Source organism: Agrobacterium sp. T29, assembly GCF_006970545.1.
Classification (GTDB): domain Bacteria; phylum Pseudomonadota; class Alphaproteobacteria; order Rhizobiales; family Rhizobiaceae; genus Agrobacterium; species Agrobacterium leguminum.
In genome coordinates this window covers 1992084-2015893 of record NZ_CP040640.1, presented here as the reverse complement: position 1 = coordinate 2015893, position 23810 = coordinate 1992084, and the positions used below count along the sequence as shown (strand labels likewise).

22 protein-coding genes are annotated in these 23810 nt (G+C 59.7%); 12 read left to right on the top strand and 10 right to left on the bottom strand.

Going from position 1 to position 23810, the window contains the following annotated elements:
- The first annotated feature begins 13 nt into the window (after positions 1–13).
- From FGF54_RS10215 to FGF54_RS27725, 4 genes are all read left to right on the top strand, one after another.
- Positions 14–685 carry a tetratricopeptide repeat protein gene (locus FGF54_RS10215; RefSeq protein WP_142779591.1) on the top strand — a complete coding sequence of 224 codons (672 nt, stop codon included), beginning with the start codon at positions 14–16 and terminating at the stop codon, positions 683–685.
- A gap of 133 nt (positions 686–818) precedes the next feature.
- Positions 819–2249, top strand: coding sequence for a ribosome biogenesis GTPase Der (gene der / locus FGF54_RS10210; RefSeq protein WP_142779590.1), 1431 nt, complete (start codon positions 819–821; stop codon positions 2247–2249).
- Between the two features lie 198 nt (positions 2250–2447).
- Positions 2448–3056, top strand: a complete 609-nt coding sequence (locus tag FGF54_RS10205) for a DUF2026 family protein (protein ID WP_142779589.1) — start codon at positions 2448–2450, stop codon at positions 3054–3056.
- A gap of 119 nt (positions 3057–3175) precedes the next feature.
- Positions 3176–3304, top strand: coding sequence for a hypothetical protein (locus FGF54_RS27725; protein ID WP_256366662.1), 129 nt, complete (start codon positions 3176–3178; stop codon positions 3302–3304).
- A 172-nt stretch (positions 3305–3476) separates the two neighbouring features.
- On the opposite strand, the gene FGF54_RS10200 is transcribed toward FGF54_RS27725, so the two are convergent.
- Together FGF54_RS10200 and FGF54_RS10195 are read right to left on the bottom strand one after the other, a co-directional pair.
- A complete protein-coding gene (locus tag FGF54_RS10200) occupies positions 3477–4526 on the bottom strand; it encodes a bifunctional monoglucosyl/glucuronosyl diacylglycerol synthase (protein WP_035240305.1) in 1050 nt (349 codons plus the stop codon).
- 172 nt (positions 4527–4698) lie between these two features.
- The gene (locus FGF54_RS10195; RefSeq protein WP_168208052.1) at positions 4699–5619 is read right to left on the bottom strand and encodes a sugar kinase; all 921 of its coding nucleotides are present in this window, start codon (positions 5617–5619) and stop codon (positions 4699–4701) included.
- 155 nt (positions 5620–5774) lie between these two features.
- Between FGF54_RS10195 and FGF54_RS10190 the strand changes: the two genes are divergently transcribed.
- The 3 genes from FGF54_RS10190 (at position 5775) to FGF54_RS10180 (ending at position 8751) form a co-directional block, all read left to right on the top strand.
- Positions 5775–7439 (top strand): alpha-glucosidase family protein, encoded by a 1665-nt coding sequence (locus FGF54_RS10190; RefSeq protein WP_142779588.1) that lies wholly within the window; start codon positions 5775–5777, stop codon positions 7437–7439.
- Positions 7436–7894, top strand: a complete 459-nt coding sequence (aac(6'), locus tag FGF54_RS10185) for an aminoglycoside 6'-N-acetyltransferase (RefSeq protein ID WP_142779587.1) — start codon at positions 7436–7438, stop codon at positions 7892–7894. The genes FGF54_RS10190 and aac(6') overlap by 4 nt, the downstream gene beginning before the upstream one ends.
- A gap of 494 nt (positions 7895–8388) precedes the next feature.
- Positions 8389–8751 (top strand): hypothetical protein, encoded by a 363-nt coding sequence (locus tag FGF54_RS10180; RefSeq protein ID WP_246666940.1) that lies wholly within the window; start codon positions 8389–8391, stop codon positions 8749–8751.
- Positions 8752–8817: 66 nt separating this feature from the next.
- On the opposite strand, the gene ade is transcribed toward FGF54_RS10180, so the two are convergent.
- Entirely contained in the window at positions 8818–10512 is a 1695-nt protein-coding gene (gene ade, locus FGF54_RS10175; RefSeq protein WP_142779585.1) for an adenine deaminase, read from the bottom strand.
- A gap of 278 nt (positions 10513–10790) precedes the next feature.
- Between ade and FGF54_RS10170 the strand changes: the two genes are divergently transcribed.
- Positions 10791–11735, top strand: coding sequence for an HD-GYP domain-containing protein (locus FGF54_RS10170; protein WP_142779584.1), 945 nt, complete (start codon positions 10791–10793; stop codon positions 11733–11735).
- Here the strand turns inward: FGF54_RS10170 and FGF54_RS10165 are convergent.
- Together FGF54_RS10165 and FGF54_RS10160 are read right to left on the bottom strand one after the other, a co-directional pair.
- On the bottom strand, positions 11732–12244 hold the full coding sequence (locus tag FGF54_RS10165; RefSeq protein WP_168208051.1) for a GNAT family N-acetyltransferase: 513 nt from the start codon (positions 12242–12244) through the stop codon (positions 11732–11734). The two genes, FGF54_RS10170 and FGF54_RS10165, sit on opposite strands and share 4 nt — an antisense overlap.
- Positions 12241–14430: an anthranilate synthase gene (locus FGF54_RS10160; RefSeq protein WP_142779583.1), complete on the bottom strand. Its 2190-nt coding sequence runs from the start codon at positions 14428–14430 to the stop codon at positions 12241–12243. The genes FGF54_RS10165 and FGF54_RS10160 overlap by 4 nt, the downstream gene beginning before the upstream one ends.
- Positions 14431–14766: 336 nt before the next feature.
- On the opposite strand from FGF54_RS10160, the gene FGF54_RS10155 reads away from it, so the two are divergent.
- The gene (locus tag FGF54_RS10155; RefSeq protein ID WP_142779582.1) at positions 14767–15690 is read left to right on the top strand and encodes an extensin family protein; all 924 of its coding nucleotides are present in this window, start codon (positions 14767–14769) and stop codon (positions 15688–15690) included.
- A gap of 56 nt (positions 15691–15746) precedes the next feature.
- Here the strand turns inward: FGF54_RS10155 and FGF54_RS10150 are convergent, their stop codons facing one another.
- Complete coding sequence (locus FGF54_RS10150) at positions 15747–17987, bottom strand: TonB-dependent hemoglobin/transferrin/lactoferrin family receptor (protein ID WP_142779581.1); 2241 nt, start codon at positions 17985–17987, stop codon at positions 15747–15749.
- Positions 17988–18345: 358 nt separating this feature from the next.
- On the opposite strand from FGF54_RS10150, the gene FGF54_RS10145 reads away from it, so the two are divergent.
- Together FGF54_RS10145 and FGF54_RS10140 are read left to right on the top strand one after the other, a co-directional pair.
- Complete coding sequence (locus tag FGF54_RS10145) at positions 18346–18867, top strand: TIGR00645 family protein (protein ID WP_003524933.1); 522 nt, start codon at positions 18346–18348, stop codon at positions 18865–18867.
- A 100-nt stretch (positions 18868–18967) separates the two neighbouring features.
- Positions 18968–19684 carry a helix-turn-helix transcriptional regulator gene (locus FGF54_RS10140; RefSeq protein WP_142779580.1) on the top strand — a complete coding sequence of 239 codons (717 nt, stop codon included), beginning with the start codon at positions 18968–18970 and terminating at the stop codon, positions 19682–19684.
- A 33-nt stretch (positions 19685–19717) separates the two neighbouring features.
- On the opposite strand, the gene FGF54_RS10135 is transcribed toward FGF54_RS10140, so the two are convergent.
- The 4 genes from FGF54_RS10135 to FGF54_RS27200 all read right to left on the bottom strand — a co-directional run bounded on the left by FGF54_RS10135 (position 19718) and on the right by FGF54_RS27200 (position 22644).
- A complete protein-coding gene (locus FGF54_RS10135; RefSeq protein ID WP_142779579.1) occupies positions 19718–20869 on the bottom strand; it encodes a DUF2333 family protein in 1152 nt (383 codons plus the stop codon).
- Between the two features lie 238 nt (positions 20870–21107).
- The gene (locus FGF54_RS10130; RefSeq protein WP_142779578.1) at positions 21108–21560 is read right to left on the bottom strand and encodes a pseudoazurin; all 453 of its coding nucleotides are present in this window, start codon (positions 21558–21560) and stop codon (positions 21108–21110) included.
- A 113-nt stretch (positions 21561–21673) separates the two neighbouring features.
- Complete coding sequence (locus FGF54_RS10125) at positions 21674–22255, bottom strand: thymidine kinase (RefSeq protein WP_080851141.1); 582 nt, start codon at positions 22253–22255, stop codon at positions 21674–21676.
- Between the two features lie 98 nt (positions 22256–22353).
- Positions 22354–22644: a hypothetical protein gene (locus FGF54_RS27200; protein WP_168207949.1), complete on the bottom strand. Its 291-nt coding sequence runs from the start codon at positions 22642–22644 to the stop codon at positions 22354–22356.
- On the opposite strand from FGF54_RS27200, the gene FGF54_RS10120 reads away from it, so the two are divergent.
- Positions 22643–23545 (top strand): choline ABC transporter substrate-binding protein, encoded by a 903-nt coding sequence (locus FGF54_RS10120; protein WP_371733880.1) that lies wholly within the window; start codon positions 22643–22645, stop codon positions 23543–23545. The genes FGF54_RS27200 and FGF54_RS10120 overlap by 2 nt on opposite strands.
- The last annotated feature ends 265 nt before the right edge of the window (positions 23546–23810 follow it).

Here is a 23810-nt window from a genome sequence, read left to right as displayed (position 1 = left end):
AACGGAGAATTTGATGGCAAACGAGAATGATACCTTTATCCGCGAAGTGAACGAGCAGATCCGTTCCGAGCAGCTGTCGCGCTTCTGGGGCCGTTACGGTATCGTGGTCGTGGGTGCGGCCGTTCTCGTGGTTCTCGGCGCCGCCGGCGCCGGTATCTACGAATACTGGAACACCAGCCGCGCTTCCAATTCCGGCGACCAGTTCCTTGCGGCGCTGAAGCTTGCTTCGGACAACAAGACGGATGAGGCGCTGAAGGCCTTCGCCGATCTCGAAACCTCCGGCCATGGCAATTATCCGGTTCTGGCGAAGTTCCGCTCGGCCACGCTGCTGTCGCAGAAGGGCGATGCGGCCGGCGCGATCGCCGCCTTCACCGCCATTGGCAACGATACGTCCGCGCCGCAGGTCTTCCGCGATACCGCCAAGGTGCGCGCGGCCTGGCTGCTGGTGGACAACGGCACCTATGATCAGGTCGTCGCACTGGCCGAGCCGCTGAGCACTGAGGGCCAGACCATGCGCGCTTCCGCCCGCGAAGCTCTGGGTCTCGCCGCCTACAAGGCCGGCGATTTCGTCAAGGCCAAACAATGGTTCGAGCAGATCGTCAGCGACGCGCAGGCGCCGCGCAACGTGACGAACCGCGCGCAGATCATGCTCGACAATATCACCGCTTCGGGCAAAGCTGCTTAACGCCGCTTCGCCACGCGAGATCGCCCCGGCATTTCTTCGCATTGCCAAAGCGATCCAACTCTTTATTTTACGCATGTCTTTTGCCCAAAACAGGTAACGTTTTGGGCAGACGTGCTTCAAGGAACCAGGATCAATGAGCTTCACCGTCGCCATAGTCGGGCGCCCCAATGTCGGCAAGTCCACGCTTTTCAACCGTCTCGTCGGAAAGAAGCTGGCGCTGGTGGACGATACGCCGGGTGTGACCCGCGACCGCCGCCCCGGCGAGGCGAAGCTTGTCGACCTGCGTTTCACCATCATCGATACCGCCGGTCTGGAGCAATCCGGGCCGGAAACGCTTCAGGGCCGCATGTGGGCGCAGACCGAAGCGGCAATCGACGAAGCCGATGTGACGCTGTTCGTCGTCGACGCCAAGGCCGGCCTGACGCCTGCCGATGAAACGCTGGGCGAAATGCTGCGCCGTCGTGGCAAGCCGGTGGTGCTGGTGGCCAACAAGTCCGAGGCGCGCGGTTCCGATGCCGGTTTCTACGACGCCTTCACGCTCGGCCTCGGTGACCCGTGCCCGATCTCGGCCGAACACGGTCAGGGCATGATCGACCTGCGCGACGCCATTGTCGAGGCAATCGGCGAAGACGTCGCTTTCCCGCCTGAAGTGGATGAGGCGGAGACGGATATCGTTCTGCCGCGCAGCGAGCCGGGCAGCGACGATGAAGAAGACGAAGAGCCGGTCTATGACGAGACCAAGCCGCTGCGCGTCGCCATTATCGGCCGGCCGAATGCCGGCAAGTCGACGCTCATCAACCGCTTTCTCGGTGAAGACCGGCTGCTGACCGGCCCGGAAGCGGGCATTACCCGCGACAGTATTTCGGTCGAATGGGACTGGCGCGGCCGCACCATCAAGATGTTCGATACCGCCGGCATGCGCCGCAAGGCCAAGGTGACGGAGAAGCTGGAAAAGCTTTCGGTGGCGGATTCGCTGCGCTCCATCCGTTTTGCCGAAACCGTGGTGATCGTGTTCGACAGCACCATTCCCTTCGAAAAGCAGGATTTGCAGCTCGTCGATCTCGTCATCCGCGAGGGCCGCGCTGCCGTGCTCGCCTTCAACAAATGGGATCTGGTGGAAGACCCGCAAGCCTATCTGGCCGATCTGCGTGAAAAGACCGAGCGGCTGCTGCCGCAGGCGCGCGGCATCCGCGCCGTGCCGATTTCCGGCCAGACGGGTTATGGCCTCGACCGGCTGATGCAGAATATCATCGATACCGACAAGATCTGGAACCGCCGCATCTCCACCGCCCGCCTCAACCGCTGGCTGGATTCGCAGACGACCCAGCATCCGCCGCCGGCCGTTTCCGGCCGCCGCCTGAAGCTGAAATATATGACGCAGGTAAAGGCCCGCCCGCCGGCCTTCATGATTTCCTGCACGCGGCCGGAAGCTATTCCGGAAAGCTATACGCGTTATCTGGTGAACGGTCTGCGCAAGGATTTCGACATGCCGGGCGTGCCGATCCGTGTGCATTATCGGGGTTCGGATAATCCGTTCGAGAGCAAGGCGAAGAAGCGGCGATGATCTGACGCAGGGCGTCGCGGCCTGTTTCTTCTCCCCGCCGGGGAGAAGATGGCCCGAAGGGTCAGATGAGGGGGCAACCTCTCCGCATATCGTTGGCCTTGCCCCCTCATCCCGCTGCCGCGGACTTCTCCCCCTCGGGGAGAAGAAACAAGGGGCACCCGCTCGTCCCAATTTCACGGTTTTGAAGAATAAAAGACCATGCTGATCAAGCAGACCGACTATCACCGGATTTACCGCGTCATCAACAGCCTGCTCATCAGCCAGAATGCCGATCCCGCCTCGGCCTCCATGTATTTCAGCACCTTCGGCGCCTTCATCCTGCAGCAGCATTACAAGGTGAAGGCGGTGCCGAAGGGCGGGCTTGCGGCCTATAATCTCGGTGGAACCGTGCTGCTGTTCGCCGATCACCGCGAAGACGGTTATGTGACGGGTGCGGGCGAGAATTTCCATTGCTGGATCGAGGCGGATGGCTGGGCGATCGATTTCATGGCGCCGGCATTTTCGGAAGGTGCCGGTGGGCTTTCCGTGCCGGCGAAAATGTTCCAGCGGCCGCTTGTCGCCATGGCGGCATCCATCAACGATCTCGGGCAATCCGGCGATTTCTTCTATCGCTCCGAACCCGAAGCCACGGCCAAGCGCTTTGCCGACTGGCACAGGCAGGCGATGATCGGCGATATGGCGAGCGTTGCCGCCAACTGGTTCCGCAAGTCGCCGAAACAGATGGCCGCTTCGCTTTCGGTAACGGATCGCGACGGCAAGGCGCGGACCGTGCCGCTTTCCGGCCAGATGCTTACCGGAGCATGGTGAAGGCGGGTTACGCCGCGCAGTGTCGATCCTCAAGGTTTTGTCAGCAAAAGGCCTTTTGAGGCAATGTTGCTACGCAGGCTGGGCTTCACCATCTCGCACTCACGCCGCCCGACAGTCTGGTGCTGGTTTTCCACGGGACGGTGGCTGTCATACCCAACAGCGCCCTGCCGATTGCTGCAATGGACATCATCGAGAAGATCAATCGCTGGTGCGCAGCCCAGCAGAAAGAGCTTCTTCCCTTGTCCTGAGGCGGTATCATCCGGAAACAGAGGACGGCCAGCGTGTTCTCGCGGCAGCCGCCTGACGTCAATCAGCAGCCCGACCCCGTTCTAAAGATAACGGCAGTCGCGTCCTGATTGCCTTGTGACATTCCCGCTTCGTTTCGTCCACCGTTCCCGAACAGAATTTCGGGGATCGCCTTTATGCAAGTTGAGAACGCGACAGCAGCGGCAGGGATTTTCCTGCCGCGTGAATGACATTGTCGAGGAACTGCCGCGAGGCTTTTTCCCAGCTGTAGCTTCTGGAAAGCGCCAGCGCCTCCTGCGGCGAACAATGAAGCGCCGCAAGACAGGCATCGCGAAGATTATCGTCCAGCGCACCGGCTGCCGGGTTGCCGCCGAGAATGTCGATCGGTCCGGTGACGGGGAAGGCGGCCACGGGCACGCCGCTTGCCAGCGCTTCCAGAATGGTGTTGCCGAACGTATCGGTCTTGGAGGGGAAAACGAAGACATCGGCCTGCGCATAGGCATCGGCCAGCTCCTCGCCGGTCTTGACGCCGGTGAACAGCACATCAGGATATTTCTCCTGCAATTCATGGCGGGCGGGGCCGTCGCCGATAACGACCTTCGAACCCGGCAGGTCCAGTTCCAGAAATTCCGGCAGGTTCTTTTCCACCGCCACACGTCCCACCGTCATGAAGATCGGTCTCGGCAGGTCGAAAGGCAGCTTTGCCTTCGGGCGGGGATGGAAAAGTTCGGCGTCGATGCCGCGGCTCCAGCGCTTCAGATTGCGCACGCCGCGCGCTTCCAGTTCGGTCTCAAGGCTCGGCGTCGCCACCATGCAGGTGTTGCCGCCATTGTGGAACCAGCGCACGAAGGCATAAAGCCAGCTTTCCGGGACGGGGAAACGCGCCGCCACATATTCGGGAAAGCGGGTGTGATAGCTGGTGGAAAAACGCATGCGGTTCTTCACGCACCAGCGCCGCGCCATGAAACCCAGCGGCCCTTCCGTCGCAATATGCACGAAGGAAGGCTGGCTTTTTTCGATCTCCGCCGCCACACGACGATAACCGGCGACCGAGAGGCGGATTTCCGGATAGGTGGGGCAGGGGATGCTGTAAAAACTCTGCGGCGTGACCATGCGCACATCGACGCCGAGCCGCGCGAGTTCGGTATTGGTGTTTTCTATGGAGCGAACCACGCCGTTGACCTGCGGGTGCCAGGCATCTGTGACAATCGTGATTCTCGTCATGAAACACTGATCCTGCTCATCTGCGCGCGGGCGAATCCCCATTGCCCGGCTTCTGCCCGTATATGCGGCGTGCGTGTTACAGGATCATGTCAGGGTGTGTGACGGCGGGGAAGTGTGGTTTGCGCGCAGAAGTTTGCGGTTGTCCACGGCGCTTCCCCGGTGCGGCGGAGCCTTATCCCACCAGCGGCAGCAGTTCGGGGCTGATCAGCGCGCCGTGGTGGCCGATGACGGTTGCCGCCGCCCTTGCCGCGAAGGTGGCCGCTTCCTCCGGCGAACTGCCGGTCACATAACGGGCGAGGAAAGCGCCGTTGAAGCTGTCGCCGGCGCTTGTCGTATCCACCACGTCCACGGCCTTCACCGCCGGGGCGTGACTGCGGCTGCCGCCGAAATCGAGCGTCGCACCCTTGGCGCCGTCCTTCACGACGATGTTTTCGACGCCAAGCGAACGGTAGCGGTCGATGGTCGCTTCCACGGAGACATCGCCGAAATGGCTCGCCTCGTCATCGAAGCTTGGCATGACAAGCGTTGCGGCGCGTGCGCCGTTGGAGATGGTCTCGAGCATCGTATCCTTATCCGCCCACAGGCGCGGGCGGATGTTGGGGTCGAAGACCACCAGCTTGCCCGCCGCCCTGGCGCGGCGCAGTTCGGCGAGGAACGTATCGACATCATGGGCGGAGGCGAGAATGGCGAGCGTGATGCCGGAGAAATAGACGACATCGGCGCTTTCCACCGTCCTGCGCAGGTGGTCCGCATCGGCGGCCAGCTGCCTTGCGGCGGCGGCGTTGCGCCAGTAGCTGAAGGTGCGCTCGCCGTCCTTCAGGTTGATGAGGTAAAGGCCGGGCGTGCCGCCATTGATGCGGCGGATTTTCTCCGTGCCGATGCCGGCACCCGCGATGAAGGTGAGCATGTCTTCAGAAAGAGGATCGTCGCCGAGTGCGGTGAAATAATCGACCGACCAGTCGCCCGGCAGGCAGGCCCGGGCATACCAGGCGGTATTGAACGTATCGCCGGCAAAACCCTTGCGCAGCAGCCCGTTGCCGGCCTGCGACAGTTCCACCATGCATTCGCCAATCGACAGAAACCGTCCGCCCACGCCGTCATCCTCCCGTTTTTTCCAGCCATGCGGCTTACGACGAGTGCGCGCCGCTGACAAGGGCGGTTCTGGCCGTTTGTGCATGTGCGAAGTTCCGGTTTACGCGGAGGCAACGGCTTTATATTCTCTGGCAAGACGCCCACAGGAGATCGCCGATGACGCTGCCCTATGCCCCGGTCCACAAACCTCAAGCACAATCGGACTGGTGGAAGGGAGCGGTGATCTATCAGGTCTATCCGCGCTCGTTTCAGGATACGACCGGCGACGGCTATGGCGATCTTGCCGGGGTGACGAAACGCCTGCCCTATATCGCCTCGCTCGGTGTCGACGGCATCTGGCTCTCGCCCTTCTTCACCTCGCCCATGGCCGATATGGGGTATGACGTTTCCGATTATTGCAATGTCGATCCGATGTTCGGCACGCTTGCCGATTTCGACGCGCTGATGGCAGAGGCGCACCGGCTGGGGCTGAAGGTCATCATCGACCAGGTCATCTCGCATACGTCGGACCAGCATCCCTGGTTCGTGGACAGCCGGGCGAGCCGCACCAACAGCAAGGCCGACTGGTATGTCTGGGCCAATCCCAAGCCGGATGGCACGGCACCCACCAACTGGCTTTCCGTGTTCGGCGGCCCGGCCTGGGAATGGGACGGCGTGCGCAAGCAATATTACATGCACAGCTTCCTCGCCTCGCAGCCGGATTTGAACTTCCACAATCGCGAGGTTCAGGATGCGCTTCTGGAAACCGTGCGTTTCTGGCTGGATCGCGGCGTGGATGGTTTCCGGCTCGATACCGTCAACCATTATTTCCATGACAAGCTTTTGCGCGACAACCCGCCGCTTTTCGACGAGGAAAGTTTCGGTCTCGACGCCTCCGACGTCAATCCCTATGGCATGCAGGACCATCTCTACGACAAGACGCGGCCGGAAAACGTGGCCTTCCTGAAGCGTTTTCGCGCGCTGCTTGACGACTATGAGGGCCGCGCCACGGTGGGCGAGGTGGGAGACGGGGCGCGGTCGCTGAAGACGGTGGCGGCCTATACGTCCGGCAATGACAAGCTCAACATGTGCTACACTTTCGACTTGCTGGGGTCGGATTTCAGCGCGAAGCATCTGCGCGCCTCGGTCGAGACCTTCGGCAAGGTGGTGACGGATGGCTGGGTGTGCTGGGCCTTTTCCAACCACGATGTGGTTCGCCATCTCAGCCGTTTTTCCGAAAGTGCGGAGGAGCAGGTGCGGGTGGCGAAGCTTGCCATCTGCGTTCTCGCCAGCCTGCGCGGTTCCATATGCCTCTATCAGGGCGAGGAACTGGGTCTGACCGAGGCGGAACTCGCCTTCGAGGACCTGCGCGATCCCTACGGCATCCGCTTCTGGCCCGCCTTCAAGGGGCGTGACGGATGCCGCACGCCGATGGTGTGGGAAACCGGCAAGCCGAATGCCGGTTTTTCCAACGCTGAAAAGCCCTGGCTGCCGGTGCCCTATGTCCATGCCATGCAGGCTGTGGATTCGCAGGAGCGCAAGCCGGACTCGGTTCTGAACCATTACCGCGCCGTCTTGTCATTCCGAAAAGGTCACGGCGCGCTGCGCGATGGCGATATGCATTTTATCAAGACCAATCTCGATGTGCTGGCCTTCACGCGCCAGAAGGGGGATGAAAAGCTGCTCTTCGTTTTCAACCTCACCCGTGAGGCGGTGGAATTCCCGATACCGAAGGCCATGCGGGTCACGGATATACTGCCGATGCCGGGTTTCGCACCGTTATTCGATGCGGGTATCGTGAAGCTCGAGGGGCTGGATGTGTTTTGCGGGGTCGTTGCATGAGCGGGCAATTTGCCATCGAGACGGCTGACGAAGCATCGCTCGATGAGTGGTCGCTTCTGCGGCACCGTTTGTGGCCGGATGCTTCACCCGCCGAACACCGGGCGGAGTTGCAGGACGTCTCCGACAATGAGGTTGGATTTATTGCCTATGATCCGGCGGGCATGGCCATCGGTTTTGCCGAAGCCAGCCTGCGGCAGGATTATGTCAACGGATGCGACACCTCGCCCGTGGCGTTTCTCGAAGGCGTTTATGTGGAGGAGGCGTTTCGCAAACAGGGCGTTGCGGCTGCATTGATTGCCGAAGTAACCCGTTGGGCGACGAGCAAGGGTGTGAGCGAACTTGCTTCCGATGCCGATATTTCCAATGTCGATTCACATCGCATGCATGCGGCGCTGGGATTTGAGGAAACGCAGCGGGTGGTTTATTTTCGCAAGTCTCTGCCTTTGGGTTCATGACCTCTCGACACTGTTAGGCCAGCGGATGATGTCAGTCTTCGCGGCCGCCTTTCGCCGATCAGATGCGGCGCCATGATTGCGTGTTGGGCGTTGAATAGTACTATTTAAGTATTGATGAATTTTATAATATCTTAAATTTTAATTATTTCATGATTAAAACTTATGTTTAATCATATTAATGACGATTAAACAGTATTTTTTTCAAATTTACTTCTCTTTTGGCGAGCTTTGAGCAAGCTTCCAGTATTAATCATTGAAACCTACAGATTTTCGGTCTCCACCCATAAAGTGAAGCAGGGATTGTCATGTCCGTTTCAATCAAGAATTTCAGTCAGCCCAATACGGCGAATTCCACATCGTCAAGCGCCAAAGCTAAGGCTGCCCTTCCATCCATCCGAGAGGTCTTCCTTTCCGGACAATCGGCAGCCCGCGCATCAACACCGAAACCAGCCCCCAAAACCTCGTCAGCCGATTATATCGCATCGCCCGCCTTCATGCGGAATCTGAGGGCCAAGCTTTCCCTGGCGGGGGACGATCCGGCGCAATATCTGCGCGCCCGGTCGATGATGAGTGCTCTCGAGCGTGGGGCCTTGCAGGTTTCGAACCCCACCCAGGGCAAAACGATCAATGCGTGGGATCCGAACCAGAAAAAAGCCAAGCCGACGACAGCCACTGACATTGCCAAGACCAACTGGGTGGATTTCCTCAACACGCAGCTGAAGCGCAGCGAAGACGGCGAGCTTTCCAGGGATGGAAGCGGCAGCTATGTCGACAAGGCGACGGGAAAACACGCCTATTTTGGCCGGGTCGCGGGCAAATATTATTACGTCACCTGGCCTTCGGAGACGAAAGCATGAGGCCGCTCTCGCGGCCTCAAAACGCGGATTGAGCGTTTTCCACTGCCTCCGGTCGGCAAGCCACGGTCAGATCAGCGCAAACCGGTCCACATCCACCATACCCATATCGGAAATCTTCAGATGCGGGATGACGGGCAGGGGCAGGAAGGCGACCTGCAGGAAGGGTTCTTCCAGCGTCGTGCCGAGCGCATAGGCTGCTTTTCTGAGCGTGTGCAGCGTATCGCGAACGGTCTCATAGGGTTCGAGGCTCATCAGTCCCGCGACGGGCAAAGCGATCTCGCCCGTCACCCTGCCGTCTTCCACCACCACGAAGCCGCCCTTGATTTCGCCGAGCCGGTTGGCGGCCAGCGCCATGTCGTCCTCGCTCACGCCGACAACGCAGATATTGTGGCTGTCATGGCCGACGGTGGAGGCGATGGCGCCCTTTTTCAGGCCGAAGCCCTGAACGAAACCGTTGGCATGGTTGCCGTTCTTGCCGTGGCGTTCGATGACGGCGACCTTGATGATGTCGTTCGCAAGATCGACGGTGGTCTGGTTGCCATCCGTCGGCAGCCTGTAGCGGCGGTGCTCGGTAATGATCTTGCCGGGAAGCACGCCCATGACAGGGCTTTCGCCCTCCGTGACCGGCACGCCGAAATGGGAAGCGAGCACGGGTCTTGCCTTGACGCTGTCGAGGCCGACGGGTGCGACCGGTTTGCGCGTGGCAAAAAGGGCGTCATCGACGATCCTGCCGCCGGAAAGCACCATGCTGGCCTTGCAGTTCTGCAGGCTGTCGACGATCACAAGATCGGCCCGCCAGCCCGGTGCGACAAGGCCGCGGTCGCGCAGGCCGAAGGCTTTTGCGGCGGAAATGGAGGCGGCGCGGTAGATGGCGAGCGGTTCCACGCCGCTGGCGATCGCGGTACGGATCATATAGTCGAGATGGCCCTGTTCGGCGATGTCGAGCGGGTTGCGGTCATCCGTGCAGAGGGCCAGATAGGGCGACAGGCGCTCGGTGATGATCGGCATCAGGGCGTGCAGGTCCTTCGAGACCGAGCCTTCGCGCACCAGAATATGCATGCCCTTGCGGATTTTCTCCAGCGCCTCAGTCGCGCTCGTGCATTCATGTTCGGTGCGGATGCCGGCAGCGAGATAGCCGTTCAGTGCCGTGCCGGAGAGAAGCGGTGCATGCCCGTCGATATGCTGGCCCTGAAAGGCCTCGAGCTTCGCCATGCACACCGGATCCTTGTGGATGACGCCCGGAAAATTCATGAATTCGGCAAGCCCGATGACCTTTGGATGATCGCGAAACGGCAGCAGCTTTTCGATGGGCAGATCGGCGCCGGCGGTTTCCAGATGGGTGGCGGGCACGCAGGAGGAGAGCTGCACCCGGATGTCCATGATGGTTTCCATGGCGCTGTCGAGGAAGAACCGAAGCCCCTCAACGCCCAGAACATTGGCGATCTCATGCGGGTCGCAAATGGCGGTGGTAACGCCATAGGGCAAAACGCAGCGGTCGAATTCGTGCGGTGTCACCAGCGACGATTCGATATGGAGATGCGTATCGATGAAACCCGGAACGACGATCTTTCCGGAAATGTCGATTTCCTGTCGCCCCTTGTAGTTCTCGCAGGTGCCGACGATGGTGTCGCCACAGATGGCGATATCCGAAGCGACGAGTTCTCCGGTGACGAGGTCGAAGAAGCGCCCGCCCTTGAGAACCATATCCGCCGGTTCACGGCCCGTACCCTGATCGATGCGCGTTTCAAGTCTGGAATTCATGCGGGTCTCTTCGGCTCCTGATTTACGTCGTATGCGAGAATTTTTACTATTTACATTCTATGGTTGTTTCTTGGTCTATTCGGATTGATTCTTTGAGTTTTAAATATATCCAGAGTAAAAAATTTTCATATTTGTGTTATCTAATCTTTCGAGGTGCAAGTTTAGGCAGCGTTGGGAAGACTTGACTTCACCTTTATAGTTTAGCCGGTTACGTGCCGACATTTTTACGAATTACGGTTTCAGGTTATCATTCCCGGGAAGGAAAATAAAAGCATCTGATGCTCAAACGAATTTCCACCCAGCAACTGACGATTGGCATGTTTATCGAAGCGATCGAAGGAACGCTTTCGAACCAGGGATTTTTAAAACGGCACCGCTTTCTTTTGCGGCACGAGGAATTAATGCGTCAATTGAAATCAAGCGGCGCCGAAAGCATCGTCATCAACACGGCCAAGGGATACGATACCGAAGGCAGCGCGCGTTCCGCGGCGGTTTCGCCGCAACCGGGCAATTGCCCGGAAACCGTCGCCGCCGTCACCCATGCCGTACGCTCGGCCGCCGATACGATTGCCGAGACCTTTGCCTCCGCAGAAGTCGGCGGCATTGTTTCGCTGAAGGGCATGGCTGCGGCGGCGGGCAAGATTTCCGATGCCGTGCAGTCGAACCCGGCGATTTTCATCGGGGTTACCCGCCTGAAATCGAAAGACGAAACGACCTTCGTGCACTCGGTCTCCGTCAGCGGGCTGATGATCCTCTTCGGCAATTATCTCGGGCTCGACAGGGGAACGGTCAATCTGCTCGGCATCAGCGGGTTGCTGCATGATATCGGCAAGGTGGAAATCCCCTCATCGATCCTCAACAAGGCGGAAGGGTTGAGCGCCAGCGAGCGGGAAATCATCAATCTCCATCCCGCATTCGGCCGGGATATATTGTCGCGCAACGCGCAGATGCCGGAGATGGTGCTCGATGTCTGCTTCAATCACCATGAGCGGATGGATGGCGGCGGTTATCCGAGCGGTCGTGCGGGCAGCCAGATCAGCCTCTATGCGCGTATCGCGGCGATTTGCGACGTCTATGACGCCATCACCTCGGTCAGGCCCTACAAGAAGCCGTGGACGGCGAATGACGCGCTGACCTGGATGCTGCGGCGGGAAGGGCATTTCGACATGCAGTTGCTGAAGAAATTCGCGCTGTGTATTTCCGCCTCGCTGCCGAGGGGTTAGTTGCCGAAGATGATCGCCATGTTCAGGCTGTCGATGTAACGCCCGTCGACCAGAACGGTGTCACGGCCCCGGCCTTCATGCACAAAACCGATCTTTTCATAAAGCGCGATTGCTCTCGTATTGTCCGCATGCACGCTCAGCTCCACGCGGTGCAGCCCGCATTGACGCGCGGCATCGAGCGTCTGCCGCATCAGCCGTCCGCCCAGCCCCTTGTCGCGATAGGCGGGCAGGATGCCCATGCCGAGCGTGCCGCGATGGGCATGGGTGGGTCTGCTCTCGCGGCGAATATCGCACCAGCCGACCACCTTGCCATCCGCAATCGCCACGAATTGCGGATGGTTGTTTTCGATCATGTCGAGAACGAAGGCGCGGACCGAATCGAGCGGCGGCGCCTCCAGGAAGCTCAGATATTTCCGCTCGCGCGACACCGCATCGAGAGCACGGTGAAAGCTCTCAACGTGCTCCGCCCGGATGGGTTCGATGCTGATGGCGTCGGCAGCAGCCATCATGCCGCCTTCGTCTTCGCCTTGCGGGTCAGATGCACCACGACGTTTTCGATCATGCGCATGCCGGCGTCCTGGCCGAGCGTCATGATCGATTCCGGGTGGAACTGAACGGCGGCCACCGGTTCCTTGGCATGTTCGATGCCCATGATCGTGCCGTCCTCGCTTTCCGCGGTGATGATGAAATCACGCGGAAGGGTGGAGGGGTCGGCGAAGATCGAGTGGTAACGGCCGACGGTTACTTCCTTGCCAAGACCGGAGAAGACGAGACCCGGTTCCAGCACGCGGATGCGCGATGGCTTGCCGTGCATCGGCACCGCGAGCTGGCGAAGTTCGCCGCCATAGGCTTCCGCCAGTGCCTGAAGGCCGAGGCAGACGCCGAAGATCGGCAATTCGCGGGCGCGGGCGGCCTTGATCGTCGCCTTGCAGTCGAAATCCGTCGGGCTGCCCGGTCCGGGGGAGAGCACGACGAGATCGGGCTGGAAGCGATCGAACACCTCTGCCGCAACCGGCGTTCTGACGGTGGAGACGGTCGCGCCCGTCTGGCGGAAATAATTCGCCAGTGTGTGCACGAAGCTGTCTTCATGGTCGACGAGCAGGATCTTCACACCGGTGCCCACCTTGGCGGCGTCGCGCTTGGTGGAAGCGGCGTTGGTGCCTTTGGCATCGCGAATGGCGGCGATCATGGCGGAGGCCTTCAGTTCGGTTTCGGCTTCTTCTTCCTGCGGATTGGAATCGTTGAGCAGCGTCGCACCCGCACGCACCTCGGCAATGCCGTCCTTGATGCGGATGGTGCGCAGCGTGAGCCCCGTATTCATGTCACCGTTGAAACCGACCATGCCGATCGCGCCGCCATACCAGGCGCGCGGGCTCTTTTCATGGCCCTCGATGAAGCGCATGGCCCAGAGTTTCGGCGCACCGGTGACGGTGACGGCCCAGGCGTGGCTGAGGAAGCCGTCAAAGGCGTCCATGTCATCGCGCAGGCGGCCTTCGATGTGGTCCACCGTGTGGATGAGGCGCGAATACATCTCGATCTGGCGGCGGCCGATGACCTTTACCGAACCCGGTTCGCAGACGCGGCTCTTGTCGTTGCGGTCCACATCCGAACACATGGTGAGTTCGGATTCGTCCTTCTTCGAATTGAGCAGTTTCAGAATCTGCTCGCTATCGGCAATCGGATCGTCGCCGCGCTTGATAGTGCCGGAAATCGGGCAGGTCTCGATGCGGCGGCCGGAGACGCGCACGAACATTTCCGGCGAAGCGCCGACCAGATATTCCTGATGGCCGAGATTGATGAAGAAGGAATAGGGCGAGGGATTGATCGCCTTCAGGCGGCGCGAAATCGCCGACGGATTGCTTTCACAACGCTCCATGAATTTCTGGCCGGGAACGACCTCGAACAGATCGCCGCGGCGGAAGCTTTCCTTGGCCTTCACCACCAGTTCGGAATATTCACCGGGACGGTGATCGCCCTTCGGCGGAATCGTGTCCGTGGTCTTGAAGGGATCGGGCGCAATGTCGGAGGACTTGCCGTCTGTCGTCACGCCGCCCTTTTCGAAATCGTAACGGTCGATCCAGGCCTTGGCGGAATAGTGGTCAACGACGAGGATTTCGTCCGGCAGAAACAGCACCATGTCGCGCTGGTCTTCCGGGCGCGCCAGCGACAGCTTGATCGCATCGAACTGGAAGGCGAGATCGTAACCGAAGGCGCCGAACAGGCCGATGGCCGAATCCGCATTCGAATAGAAAAGGTCGACGATGGCGCGCAACGCCGTGAAGACGGTCGGGATTTTCGAGCGTTCTTCCTCGGTGAAAACGCGGTCCGGCTCGTTGACGGTGAGATCGAGACGGCGCGTGGTGGAAGCGCCAAGCGTGAGATCGGGCGTCGCCTTCAGCTTTTCGGTGATGAAGGAAAGCAGCACTTCGCCGCGACCATTATAGGCCTCGATCCACATCTTGCGGCCGAAACAGGAAATGCCGAGCGGCGGATCGACGATGGCTGTATCCCAACGGGTGTAACGGCCCGGATATTCATAGTTGGACGAAAAAACCGCGCCGCGATGGGAATCGAGCTTTTCGATATAATTATCGATGGCGCTGGCGTAATCGGCGGGCCGACGCTTTCGGCTGACCTTGATGCCGCCTTTCGTCTCGTAGGTTTCCGCGCCGTCATCCTGAATGATCGTTACCATTTCTTTCGTACTCGTTTTTTCGCATGTCGTTATCGCAAAACCGTCAAGCACTTTTGCGCGCATGCTTTCTGTTGTTCAAGCCCGATGACAGGCGGCAAAATAACAAAAAAGCCGCCTGAAAATTCGGGCGGCTTGGACTTTGTCTGAAGACATGACTGGTCAAGGCCGCGAAAAGCTGCCCCACCACCAGTTAGCAATGTTCTTAGACACGATGTTCATGGGAAAATTGTTAGCGTGCACGATCCGCCTTGGCAAGCGGATTTCGGTGAGGGAATGAACCTTACGGGCCGTCGCGGCGTTGCACTCCTGCCGAAACGGTCAGGAGTGCCCCGAAAAATGCTTCATCGCCTGTGTCTTCTGGTAACCACCCTCGCATTGATTTCCGCCTCTGAACCGCCGGCGCAGGTGCCGGTGCCGCAACCGAAACCGGGTGAGGGGCAATCCGCCACCCCTGCGGAAAAGCCATCGGACGAGCCGCCGCAAAGCCCGGTGGAAGCGCCGAAACCAGCCCCGAAACCGCAGGTCCCGGAAGAGCAGAAACCGGATGACGGCAAGACGCCGGCAGACAAGGGGTCCGATGACAGCAGGAAAGGCGTCGAAGGCAAGGCGGGGGAGGGCAAAGAGGATGGTGAACAACGCAAGCCGGATGTTGACGCTGCAAAACCGGAAGAGAAGCCGCCCGAGCCGGTGAGGCCGGAAGACCCGGCCGCGCTTCAGGCATGCCTTGGCGCGTTGAAGGATATCGGCGCGGAATTCAAACAGCTCGAACCGATCCGCGATGCGGAGCAGGGCTGCGGCATCGAAGCGCCTGTCGAGCTTTCCGTGGTTCTGCCCGGCATCAAGCTGGAACCTTCGGGGACCATGCGCTGCGAAACCGCGCTCGCGCTTTCCCGCTGGACAAAGGAAATGATGCTGCCGGCTGCGGCTCTGGCTATGCCGGAGAAAAAGGTGACGGCCATCGCCAATGCCTCGACCTATATCTGCCGCAACCGCAACAGCGCGGAAAACGGCAAGATTTCCGAACATGCCAAGGGCAATGCCGTCGATATTTCCACGATCGCCTTCGATAAGGGCGAGCCGCTTGTGATGAAGCCGCGGGGTGAGGACGGAACGCCGGAAGGCGCTTTCCAGCGCACCATCACGGCCGCCGCCTGTCTGTTCTTCCGCACGGTTCTTTCGCCCGGCAGCGACGCCACCCATCAGGATCACCTGCATCTCGACGTGCTGGAGCGAAAAGGCGGTTATCTCTATTGCCGCTGATAAAAAAGGGGCGACCCGAAGGCCGCCCCGACTGGAGATGATGTTTCTGCCCGGTTTTAGAATTTCTGGGTCAGAGAGATTTTGAAGGTGCGTCCGGCTTCCGTATAGAAGTCCACCGGCTGGTTGACGGTGCTGACGGAATTCGGGTTCACGTCGCGAACGCCGACGGCATTCCAGTATTTCCTGTCGAACAGGTTGTAGATGCCGGCCTGGATGCGCAGGCCCTTGGTCTGTTCCGGTTCCCACCAGCCAGTCAGGTTGAAGACGCCATAGCCGGGGGCGTCGAAGGTGTTGGCCACCCTGTCGTCACGCATGCCGGAGGAGAAGACACCGGTAAATTCCGTGCCCCAGACGTCCTGCTCGTAGCCTATGCCGACGACGGACTTGAAGGGCGCGACCGTGCGAATGAATTCGTTGGTATCGGTGTCCTTGCCATAGGCGTAAGCAAGCGAAGCGTGGGCGAAGAAGCCGTTGGCGAGGTCCTTGCGGACCTTGGCTTCGACACCGGAGATTTCGACGTTGTTACGGTTGCGATAGGTGAAGAGCGATCCGTTGCCCCTGCCGCCGAAGCCGGGGAAGAGCGTTGTCGACGTCGTGTACTGCTCGATGAAGTTCTTGTACTTGTTGTGGAACAGCGTCAGGCTTCCCGTGAGGTCGCCGGAGGCGTAGTTCGCACCGATCTCGAAACCGTTGCTGGTCTCGGGATTGAGGGCGGAGTTGCCGACAACAGCGTAACCGGAGCTGACGTTGGAGAAGTTCAGATACAGTTCGTTGATCGTCGGGGCACGATAGGCCATCGACCATTGTGCGAAAAGCTGCAGTTCGGGCGTGACGTCATAGGTGGCAAGAAGCTTCGGCGAGAAGCGCGAGCCGCTATTGCCGCTCGGCAGGCCGAATGTTCGGTAGCCGCTGTTGCTGGAAACGGAGCCATCGGGATCGTAATCGTAGGAATCGAAGCGCAGGCCGGGGGTCAGGCGGAAGCCGTTGCCGAAGGCGATTTCGTCATCGAGATAAAGACCGAGGCTCTTGCCGCTCACGTCAGGCATGTCCGATTGCGACGACGAGGTCGATCCGGCCGTGTTGGCGAAAAGCTCCTGGCTGAAATCGGTCGTCATGGCGTTGCCGCCGAAACGGACCGTGTGCTGCACGCCGCCAAGCTCGAAGCCGGATTCAAGGCCGCCGACGATGCCGAATGCGCTGTTGCGCGTGCTGTCTTCGCGAATATAGAGCGAATTGTTGGTCAGGCGGTCACCGGCGCCGGATTCCTTGGAAAGACGCGTCCAGTAGAGCGAAAGATTGGCGGCGTCGATGAAGCCGTCGGTCGAGGGCGCTTCGTATTCGTAGTCGAGCGATACGCGATCACGCTCGGTATCCTCGTAGCCCCGGTAGTCGCCGATCCGGTAGGTCGAGCCCGAAACGCTGACGCCCTGCAGGGTCTTCATGTCGCTGCGGTTTCTCAGCGAATAACGCTCAGCCGTCAGCCCGATGCGGTGACCGCCCTCAAGATCCTGGCGGATCTTGAACATCAGGTTGCTTTCATAGGTGTCGGCGGGATTGGGCTTGGTGCGGCGCGTGCCGTAGACATCGGCCGTGCCCTTGTTGTCCGTCTCGTTGCCGCGCTTGTAGGAACCCTGGAACAGGACCGAGGTATTCTCGATCTTCTTGGCGAGGGCGAGCGATCCGCCCACACTTCTGTCTTCGCTGTCATAGGTGGTCTTGGCCACGCCGCCCCAGTCCCTGCCTTCGCCGATCAGGTCTTCCGGCTCGAGTGTGCGCAGCACCAGCGCGCCGCCGAGAGCACCGGAGCCGATACGGCTGGAATCTGCGCCGCGCACCACATCGACCGTCGAGAGCGAGGAAAAATCGAAGCTCGAATTCGTATTGCTCAATGTGGTGGTGGCCTGACCCTGCCGGGCAAAGTTTTCGAAGAAGGGAACGGGAATATTGTCGATCAAGGTGACGACGCGTGCGCCGCCGAGGCCGCGAATGAACAGGCCGCCGGGCCGGCCGGGCTTGGCATCGACGTAGTCGACGCCCGGCTCCGTGCTGTTGCCGAGGTCCTTGATGCTGCCGATGTCCTTCTTGCGGATGTCTTCCGCCGTGGTCTGGCTCGCCAGCGGCGTGTCGGCGGCGGCATTGGCGCTTTTGACGCGCTTGCCCTTGACGACGATCCTTTCAAGCGTGGTGGCGCCGTCCGCCTGCGACGCGGCATCCTGTGCCAGCGCGGGGCCGGCAAGCGGCAGAATAGAGATGGCAGTGCACAGAAGCAGCGCGGAATGCGTGCGCGAAATGGACATTAAGTACCCCCAGGTAGGCGCGCGAATGGGCCACGGCGTGCGAAAGCACGCCGCGCTTGCCGCCGCGGCTGAAACTGTTTTGATTGTTACGGGCGAGCCGATAAGCGAGGACTAAAAAACATGATGATAACTGTCAACATATTATATATGACTTTTTGCATCATGTTTTAAAGCATAACAGTATGTTGCAAAAATATGACGCTTATCCGCTCTCGAACCTGACTGGCGAATGGGGTGTGAAAACGCCACGGTACGGTCAAAGTCCCGACATTGCCGCTTGCTAGGATATTCGCAGCCAGTTTACATGGCGAAACAAACCATGCCCCAACAATAAACAGATTATTAATCGGATACGGAAATGAAGTCTCTTGAACTGCTCGTCGAGCGGATCATCCTCTCCAGCCGCTGGCTGCTCGTCGTTTTTTATCTCGGGCTCGTCGCGGCACTGGCGGTTTATGCGTTTTCCTTCGCGCTCAAGTTTCTGAAAGTTGCGAAGAACGTTTTCACCTACGACGAAGCGGACATGATCCTCGCCATGCTGGGTCTGATCGATGCGGCGCTGGTCGCCAGCCTGATCGTCATGGTGATGATTTCCGGTTACGAGAACTTCGTCAGCCGCTTCGACGATGCCGATGCCGAGGTTTCCTTTCTGGGCAAGCTCGATTCCGGCAGCCTGAAAATCAAGGTCGCGTCGTCGATCGTGGCGATCTCGTCGATCCACCTGCTGCAAATCTTCCTCAACGCCAGTCAATATTCGGACAGCAAGCTGATGTGGTTCACCATCATTCATCTGGCTTTTGTCGTCTCGGCGGTCATGCTCGGTTTCCTGGAAAAACTGATGGCCAAGCCGAAGGACAAATCCGAAAAGCCGGTGCTTTGATCAGGATGGTCCAGCCGATATGAAGGTCACAACCCCGTTCTGGCCATGCCGCATGTTTCTCGCTCCGGGCGCTGCGTCCCGGCGTGTCGAGGGTGCGTGAATGGTGAAGACGGAGCGTCAGGCCAGACTTTGCGACGATCTGTCGGCTGCTGCCGACAAATCGCAATGGCTGGAGGCGCTGCGGGAAGTGATGCGCGCCTTCGGTTACGCCTATGTGACCCTTTTGCGGTTGCCCGGCGGACAGAATGCCTATGCCTTGCCGACGGTTGTCGAAAGCAGCCTGCCCATCTGGGTCGTCAATGCGATGACCAGGGACGGCGCGCTTGGGGACTGTCCCGTCATCAAGCGCGGCGCGTCGTCGATGATGCCGCAATATTGGTCGCTGCAGGATCCGAATATTGCCTGCGGACCGCTGGTGGATGCGGCGGCCTCGCTGAGCAGCATGGGCATTACATCCGGTCTGATGGTGCCGGTGCACGGGATGTACGGCAACCGGCATCTGATGAATTTCGCGGGCGATCGCGATATCCTGCCGCAAGCCGCGCTCAACGAGCTGGGCATGATCGTGCTGCATGCGCTGGAGGTTTATGACCGGCTTTGCCGCACCAGCTCAAAAGGTCCATCGCCTTTGACGAAGCGGGAACTAGACGTTGTGCGCTGGACGGCGCAGGGAAAGACCTCCGTGGAGATCGCCGAGCTTCTGTCCATCTCGGAACATACCGTCAATGCCTATATGAACAATGCTATCCGCAAGCTCGACTGCGTCAACCGCACCCAGCTCGTGGCCAAGACCATACGCCTTGGCCTGATAGACTGATCGATCCTGTCGTTCCCCGGGGCAGGCCTTGCCTTACCGGTCGAGAACCGAGCGAAGCTCGACGAGATTCGAGCGAACCCGCAAAACGTAAAATCCCATGGTGGCGAGGTGCGAGGGCATGATCCAGCCGCTTTCCTCACCATTGGAAATGATCGCCGGCTGAATGCGCAGGGCTGCGCGGGTCTGCAACAGCGTGTCGTTCCACAGGCTGGTCAGGTTACGCTCGCGGATGACCTGTGCGAAGTCCGATCCGGCGGCGGAAAGCACGCCGTAATAGCCGTAGAGCTGGCCATAGGCGAACCAGAAGCGGTCGTCGGCGCGCGTATCGAACCAGCCGCCATTATAGTTTTCCGAACGTTCGCGCAGAATTGCAGACGTGGAGCCGATATCGCCGGCGATACGGTCGATGAACTGGATGAGGTTGTCGGCGCGGGTATCGAAGACGGCCTTGCAGGCGGCAAGCTCGCCGTTGAAGGCCTGGAAGCTGCGGATGGCGGCGCGGTAATAGGCCGGCGTCGGGGTCTTCGGGCCGAAGGGATCGAGGCCGAAATACCAGGAATATTCGCTGAACTGCATGTTCCCGCGCGCTTCCTGGAGATTGTTGTTGATGCCGGAGGTTCCGCGCACGCGGCCGAGCGTATCCACCAGTTCCACCGAGGTGCGGCGCACGGCCTGGTTTACGCCGCGCTGGAAAGACGCCTTGTTGTCCAGAAACGGCGTGCTGTCCCAGTCCATGCCGAAAAGTCCGAGACGATAGAGCAGCATGGAGGAAATCCATGCGTTCTGGTTGACGTTGAAATCGGTGAGATCGGCGGCCGCGTCGACGATGGCCGAACGCTGGCAGACCGGCGCGGATGTGTTTGCCGCGGCGCCCGTCGCGCCACCCGCCGGGGCGGCAGCGGGCAATTCCTGCCCGGCAGGCACGGTGCGCTCTTCAAGCTTGTAGCGCGCGACGTAATCCGGGTCGAAATTCGTCCAGACCTGGGTTTGCCAGATGAAATATCCGTAAAAGCCGGCAAGAAGAATGACGATGAGGGCAATCGGGCCCTTGATGAGCCAGTTGCGGCCGCTGTACCAGCCATGGGCGGCCATGAAGGGCCACAGAAGCCAGGCGACGAGAAGACCGGCGGCCCTGCCGATGGCGCTGAAGGCTGCCTGAATCAAAGCGGTGATCCGGTCGATCATGTCGTCATAGTCTCCTCTGCCCGTGGGGCTGGACGCCGGAAGAAAAACACGCGGCCCACCCGCGCCCTTGGGCGCTTCGTATAAACCGCGGTCATTTACTGTCTTCCAGATATGTCCCGGTCAACCGGGATACAACATGATTGCGAAACTTTTCTCAACCTGCGGTCCGCGCCGGCCATTATGGCTTTCCACACCGATTGTGGAGCAACAGCCGCCGCGGAACCGAAGGGATATGCGCCTAGAGGCCGAGCTTGGCGATCTCGTCGTTCAGCCGGTCGCGTGCCTTTTTCGGCAGTTTGCCGTTCTTGACGGCGTCGAGATTGGCCGGCGCGGCATCGCCGACGACAACGAGCGCGATCATGCCCATGCCCAGATGCGGTGTGCATTTGACGACGTAGGCGCCTTCCTTCTCGACCGTCAACTTCACCGTCTCGTTCATCTTGCCCTTGAAGTCTGCGACACCCTCGGGGATCATGTCCTTCACGGCTGCCGCATCATGGCCCTTGTCGACCGGGACGAAGGTGATGACGTCGCCGACGGCGGCCTTGACGGTTGCGGGCTCGAAGACCATCGCCTGACCGTCGCTGCCCTTGTTGAGCATCTTCACTTCGATGTCGGCAGCAAGGGCGGGAAAGGCGAAAAGACCTGCGAGAATGGCGAGGCCGGCGAATTTGGCAGTTCTGTTCTGCATAGTTTTGCTCCTGAGAGAAAGCACATCCACGCGAATGTGTCGCCGTCGTCTTAGCCCAGGAGCGGGGGAGCCATCTTTGCGGAAAATCAAATGCGGCAACCGGACGCAGATGTTCACTCGCCCTTGAACGTCTCCACCCAGTGGCGGCGGCAGAAGGAAACATATTTCTCGTTGCCGCCGACATCGATCTGCGCGCCTTCCGTCACGACCTTTCCTTCATTGTCGAAGCGGGCCACCATCGTTGCCTTGCGGCCGCAATGGCAGATGGTGCGGATTTCGCGAAGCTCGTCGGCAATGGCGAGCAGTTCTTTCGAGGCGGGGAAAAGCTTTCCCTGAAAATCCGTGCGCAGGCCATAGGTCATGACCGGGATGTTCAGCCTGTCGACAATGTCGGCAAGCTGCCAGACATGGTGTTCGGAGAGAAAGTTGGCTTCATCGATGAAAACGCAGGCGACCGGCGCTTCGGCAGTGAGGGCCGATACCTCGGCGAACAGGTCGGTATTGTCATCGAAGGTCAGGGCGTCGGAGGAGAGGCCGATGCGCGAGGCGACACGGCCGACGCCGGCCCGGTCGTCAAAGGCAGCCGTGAAGATCAGTGTGCGCATGCCGCGCTCCTGATAATTGTAGGATGCCTGCAGCAGCATGGTCGATTTGCCGGCGTTCATCGTCGAATAATTGAAATAGAGTTTTGCCATTATCCACTCCCGGAGCGCCCTTGCGTCCTTCGGACGCTTCTTAACAATGCTCCAACCTGTTGAATCGGCACATCGCGACTCACAGAGCCGATTCTCGTTTATGCCGATGCTGCAGCCAGCGTCTTTTGACGGCGAAGAAGCGGATTGAAAAGTGCCGCAGCGGGAAAAACACAGATTTCCGCAACCGGACTGTTTGTCGCATTCGGGCGTTGAAAGCCGGCGATTTTCACGATTTTGTCGCAAACGGTGCGCCAAAGCACGCAAATGCGCGCGAGTTGATTGTGTCCGGCAGATATTGATAATGGCAAGGGAACGAAAAAACAGGGAGCAAGCCATATGTTTGCAAATAGAAGCCGCTGTCTGGCCTTGGCCGCAGCAATCTCCTCCATGACGTTCAGTGCGGCCGGTGCTGCGGAGCCGGCAAGCTGTGGCACAGTGCGCTTTTCCGATGTGGGCTGGACAGACATCACCGCCACGACGGCGACCGCCACCGTGCTTCTGAAAAGCCTTGGCTATGAAACCGACGTCAAGCTTCTCTCCGTACCCGTTACCTACACATCCCTGAAAAACAAGGACATCGACGTCTTCCTCGGCAACTGGATGCCGACCATGGAGGGCGATATCGCGCCCTATCGCGAAGACAAATCCGTGGAAACGCTGCGGGAAAACCTGACCGGCGCGAAATACACGCTGGCGACCAACGCCAAGGGCGCCGAACTCGGCATCAAGGATTTCAAGGACATCGCCGCCCACAGCGCCGATCTCGGCGGCAAGATCTATGGTATCGAGCCGGGCAATGACGGCAACCGCCTGATTCTCGACATGGTGGCCAAGGACAGTTTCGGTCTGAAGTCATTCGAGGTGGTCGAGTCGTCCGAACAGGGCATGCTCTCCCAGGTGGGGCGCGCCGAAAAATCCGGCGAGCCCATCGTCTTCCTCGGCTGGGAACCGCATCCCATGAATGCGAATTTCAAGCTGACCTATCTGACCGGCGGCGACGAGGTGTTCGGCCCCAATCTCGGTGGCGCGACGATCCATACCAATGTCCGCAAGGGTTACGTCGAGGAGTGCCCGAATGTCGGCGCCTTCCTCAAGAACCTGCAATTTTCCCTGCCCATGGAAAACGAGATCATGGGCAAGATCCTGAATGACGGCCTTGAGGGCGAGGCGGCTGCAACCGTCTGGCTGAAGGCCAATCCGACGGCGATCGAGCCCTGGCTCGCCAACGTCAAGACCAAGGACGGCAGCGCCGACGCCCTGCCTGCCGCCAAGAAGGCTCTCGGCCTCTAAGCCGCAAGACGATGCATGACTGCATCCGGCCTGCGCGGCAGGCCGGATCAGCGGGAAATAACGATGCCCATGCATGACCTTGCCTGTGAATTTTCAGACATTGAAGGTCATGCGCCAGCACCGCGTCCGGCAGTTCCGCTGCCGGCCGTCATTTCTGCATTGGAGCAATCCCGGTGAAACGGGATGACGATGCTCTATTTCTTTGTTGTCTGCGCAATTCCGGACGCAAAACCGCTCTGCACTTTTGCCGGAATTGTTTTAGTTC

Bases quoted from the DNA above. Each gene is read 5' to 3' on its own strand.
- FGF54_RS10215 (WP_142779591.1), top strand. From the start codon at position 14: ATGGCAAACGAGAATGATACCTTTATCCGCGAAGTGAACGAGCAGATC.
- der (WP_142779590.1), top strand. From the start codon at position 819: ATGAGCTTCACCGTCGCCATAGTCGGGCGCCCCAATGTCGGCAAGTCC.
- FGF54_RS10205 (WP_142779589.1), top strand. From the start codon at position 2,448: ATGCTGATCAAGCAGACCGACTATCACCGGATTTACCGCGTCATCAAC.
- FGF54_RS10200 (WP_035240305.1), bottom strand. From the start codon at position 4,526: ATGACGAGAATCACGATTGTCACAGATGCCTGGCACCCGCAGGTCAAC.
- FGF54_RS10190 (WP_142779588.1), top strand. From the start codon at position 5,775: ATGACGCTGCCCTATGCCCCGGTCCACAAACCTCAAGCACAATCGGAC.
- FGF54_RS10180 (WP_246666940.1), top strand. From the start codon at position 8,389: ATGCGGAATCTGAGGGCCAAGCTTTCCCTGGCGGGGGACGATCCGGCG.
- ade (WP_142779585.1), bottom strand. From the start codon at position 10,512: ATGAATTCCAGACTTGAAACGCGCATCGATCAGGGTACGGGCCGTGAA.
- FGF54_RS10170 (WP_142779584.1), top strand. From the start codon at position 10,791: ATGCTCAAACGAATTTCCACCCAGCAACTGACGATTGGCATGTTTATC.
- FGF54_RS10165 (WP_168208051.1), bottom strand. From the start codon at position 12,244: ATGATGGCTGCTGCCGACGCCATCAGCATCGAACCCATCCGGGCGGAG.
- FGF54_RS10160 (WP_142779583.1), bottom strand. From the start codon at position 14,430: ATGGTAACGATCATTCAGGATGACGGCGCGGAAACCTACGAGACGAAA.
- FGF54_RS10155 (WP_142779582.1), top strand. From the start codon at position 14,767: ATGCTTCATCGCCTGTGTCTTCTGGTAACCACCCTCGCATTGATTTCC.
- FGF54_RS10150 (WP_142779581.1), bottom strand. From the start codon at position 17,987: ATGTCCATTTCGCGCACGCATTCCGCGCTGCTTCTGTGCACTGCCATC.
- FGF54_RS10145 (WP_003524933.1), top strand. From the start codon at position 18,346: ATGAAGTCTCTTGAACTGCTCGTCGAGCGGATCATCCTCTCCAGCCGC.
- FGF54_RS10140 (WP_142779580.1), top strand. From the start codon at position 18,968: ATGGTGAAGACGGAGCGTCAGGCCAGACTTTGCGACGATCTGTCGGCT.
- FGF54_RS10135 (WP_142779579.1), bottom strand. From the start codon at position 20,869: ATGATCGACCGGATCACCGCTTTGATTCAGGCAGCCTTCAGCGCCATC.
- FGF54_RS10130 (WP_142779578.1), bottom strand. From the start codon at position 21,560: ATGCAGAACAGAACTGCCAAATTCGCCGGCCTCGCCATTCTCGCAGGT.
- FGF54_RS10125 (WP_080851141.1), bottom strand. From the start codon at position 22,255: ATGGCAAAACTCTATTTCAATTATTCGACGATGAACGCCGGCAAATCG.
- FGF54_RS10120 (WP_371733880.1), top strand. From the start codon at position 22,643: ATGACGTTCAGTGCGGCCGGTGCTGCGGAGCCGGCAAGCTGTGGCACA.
- FGF54_RS27200 (WP_168207949.1), bottom strand. From the start codon at position 22,644: ATGGAGGAGATTGCTGCGGCCAAGGCCAGACAGCGGCTTCTATTTGCA.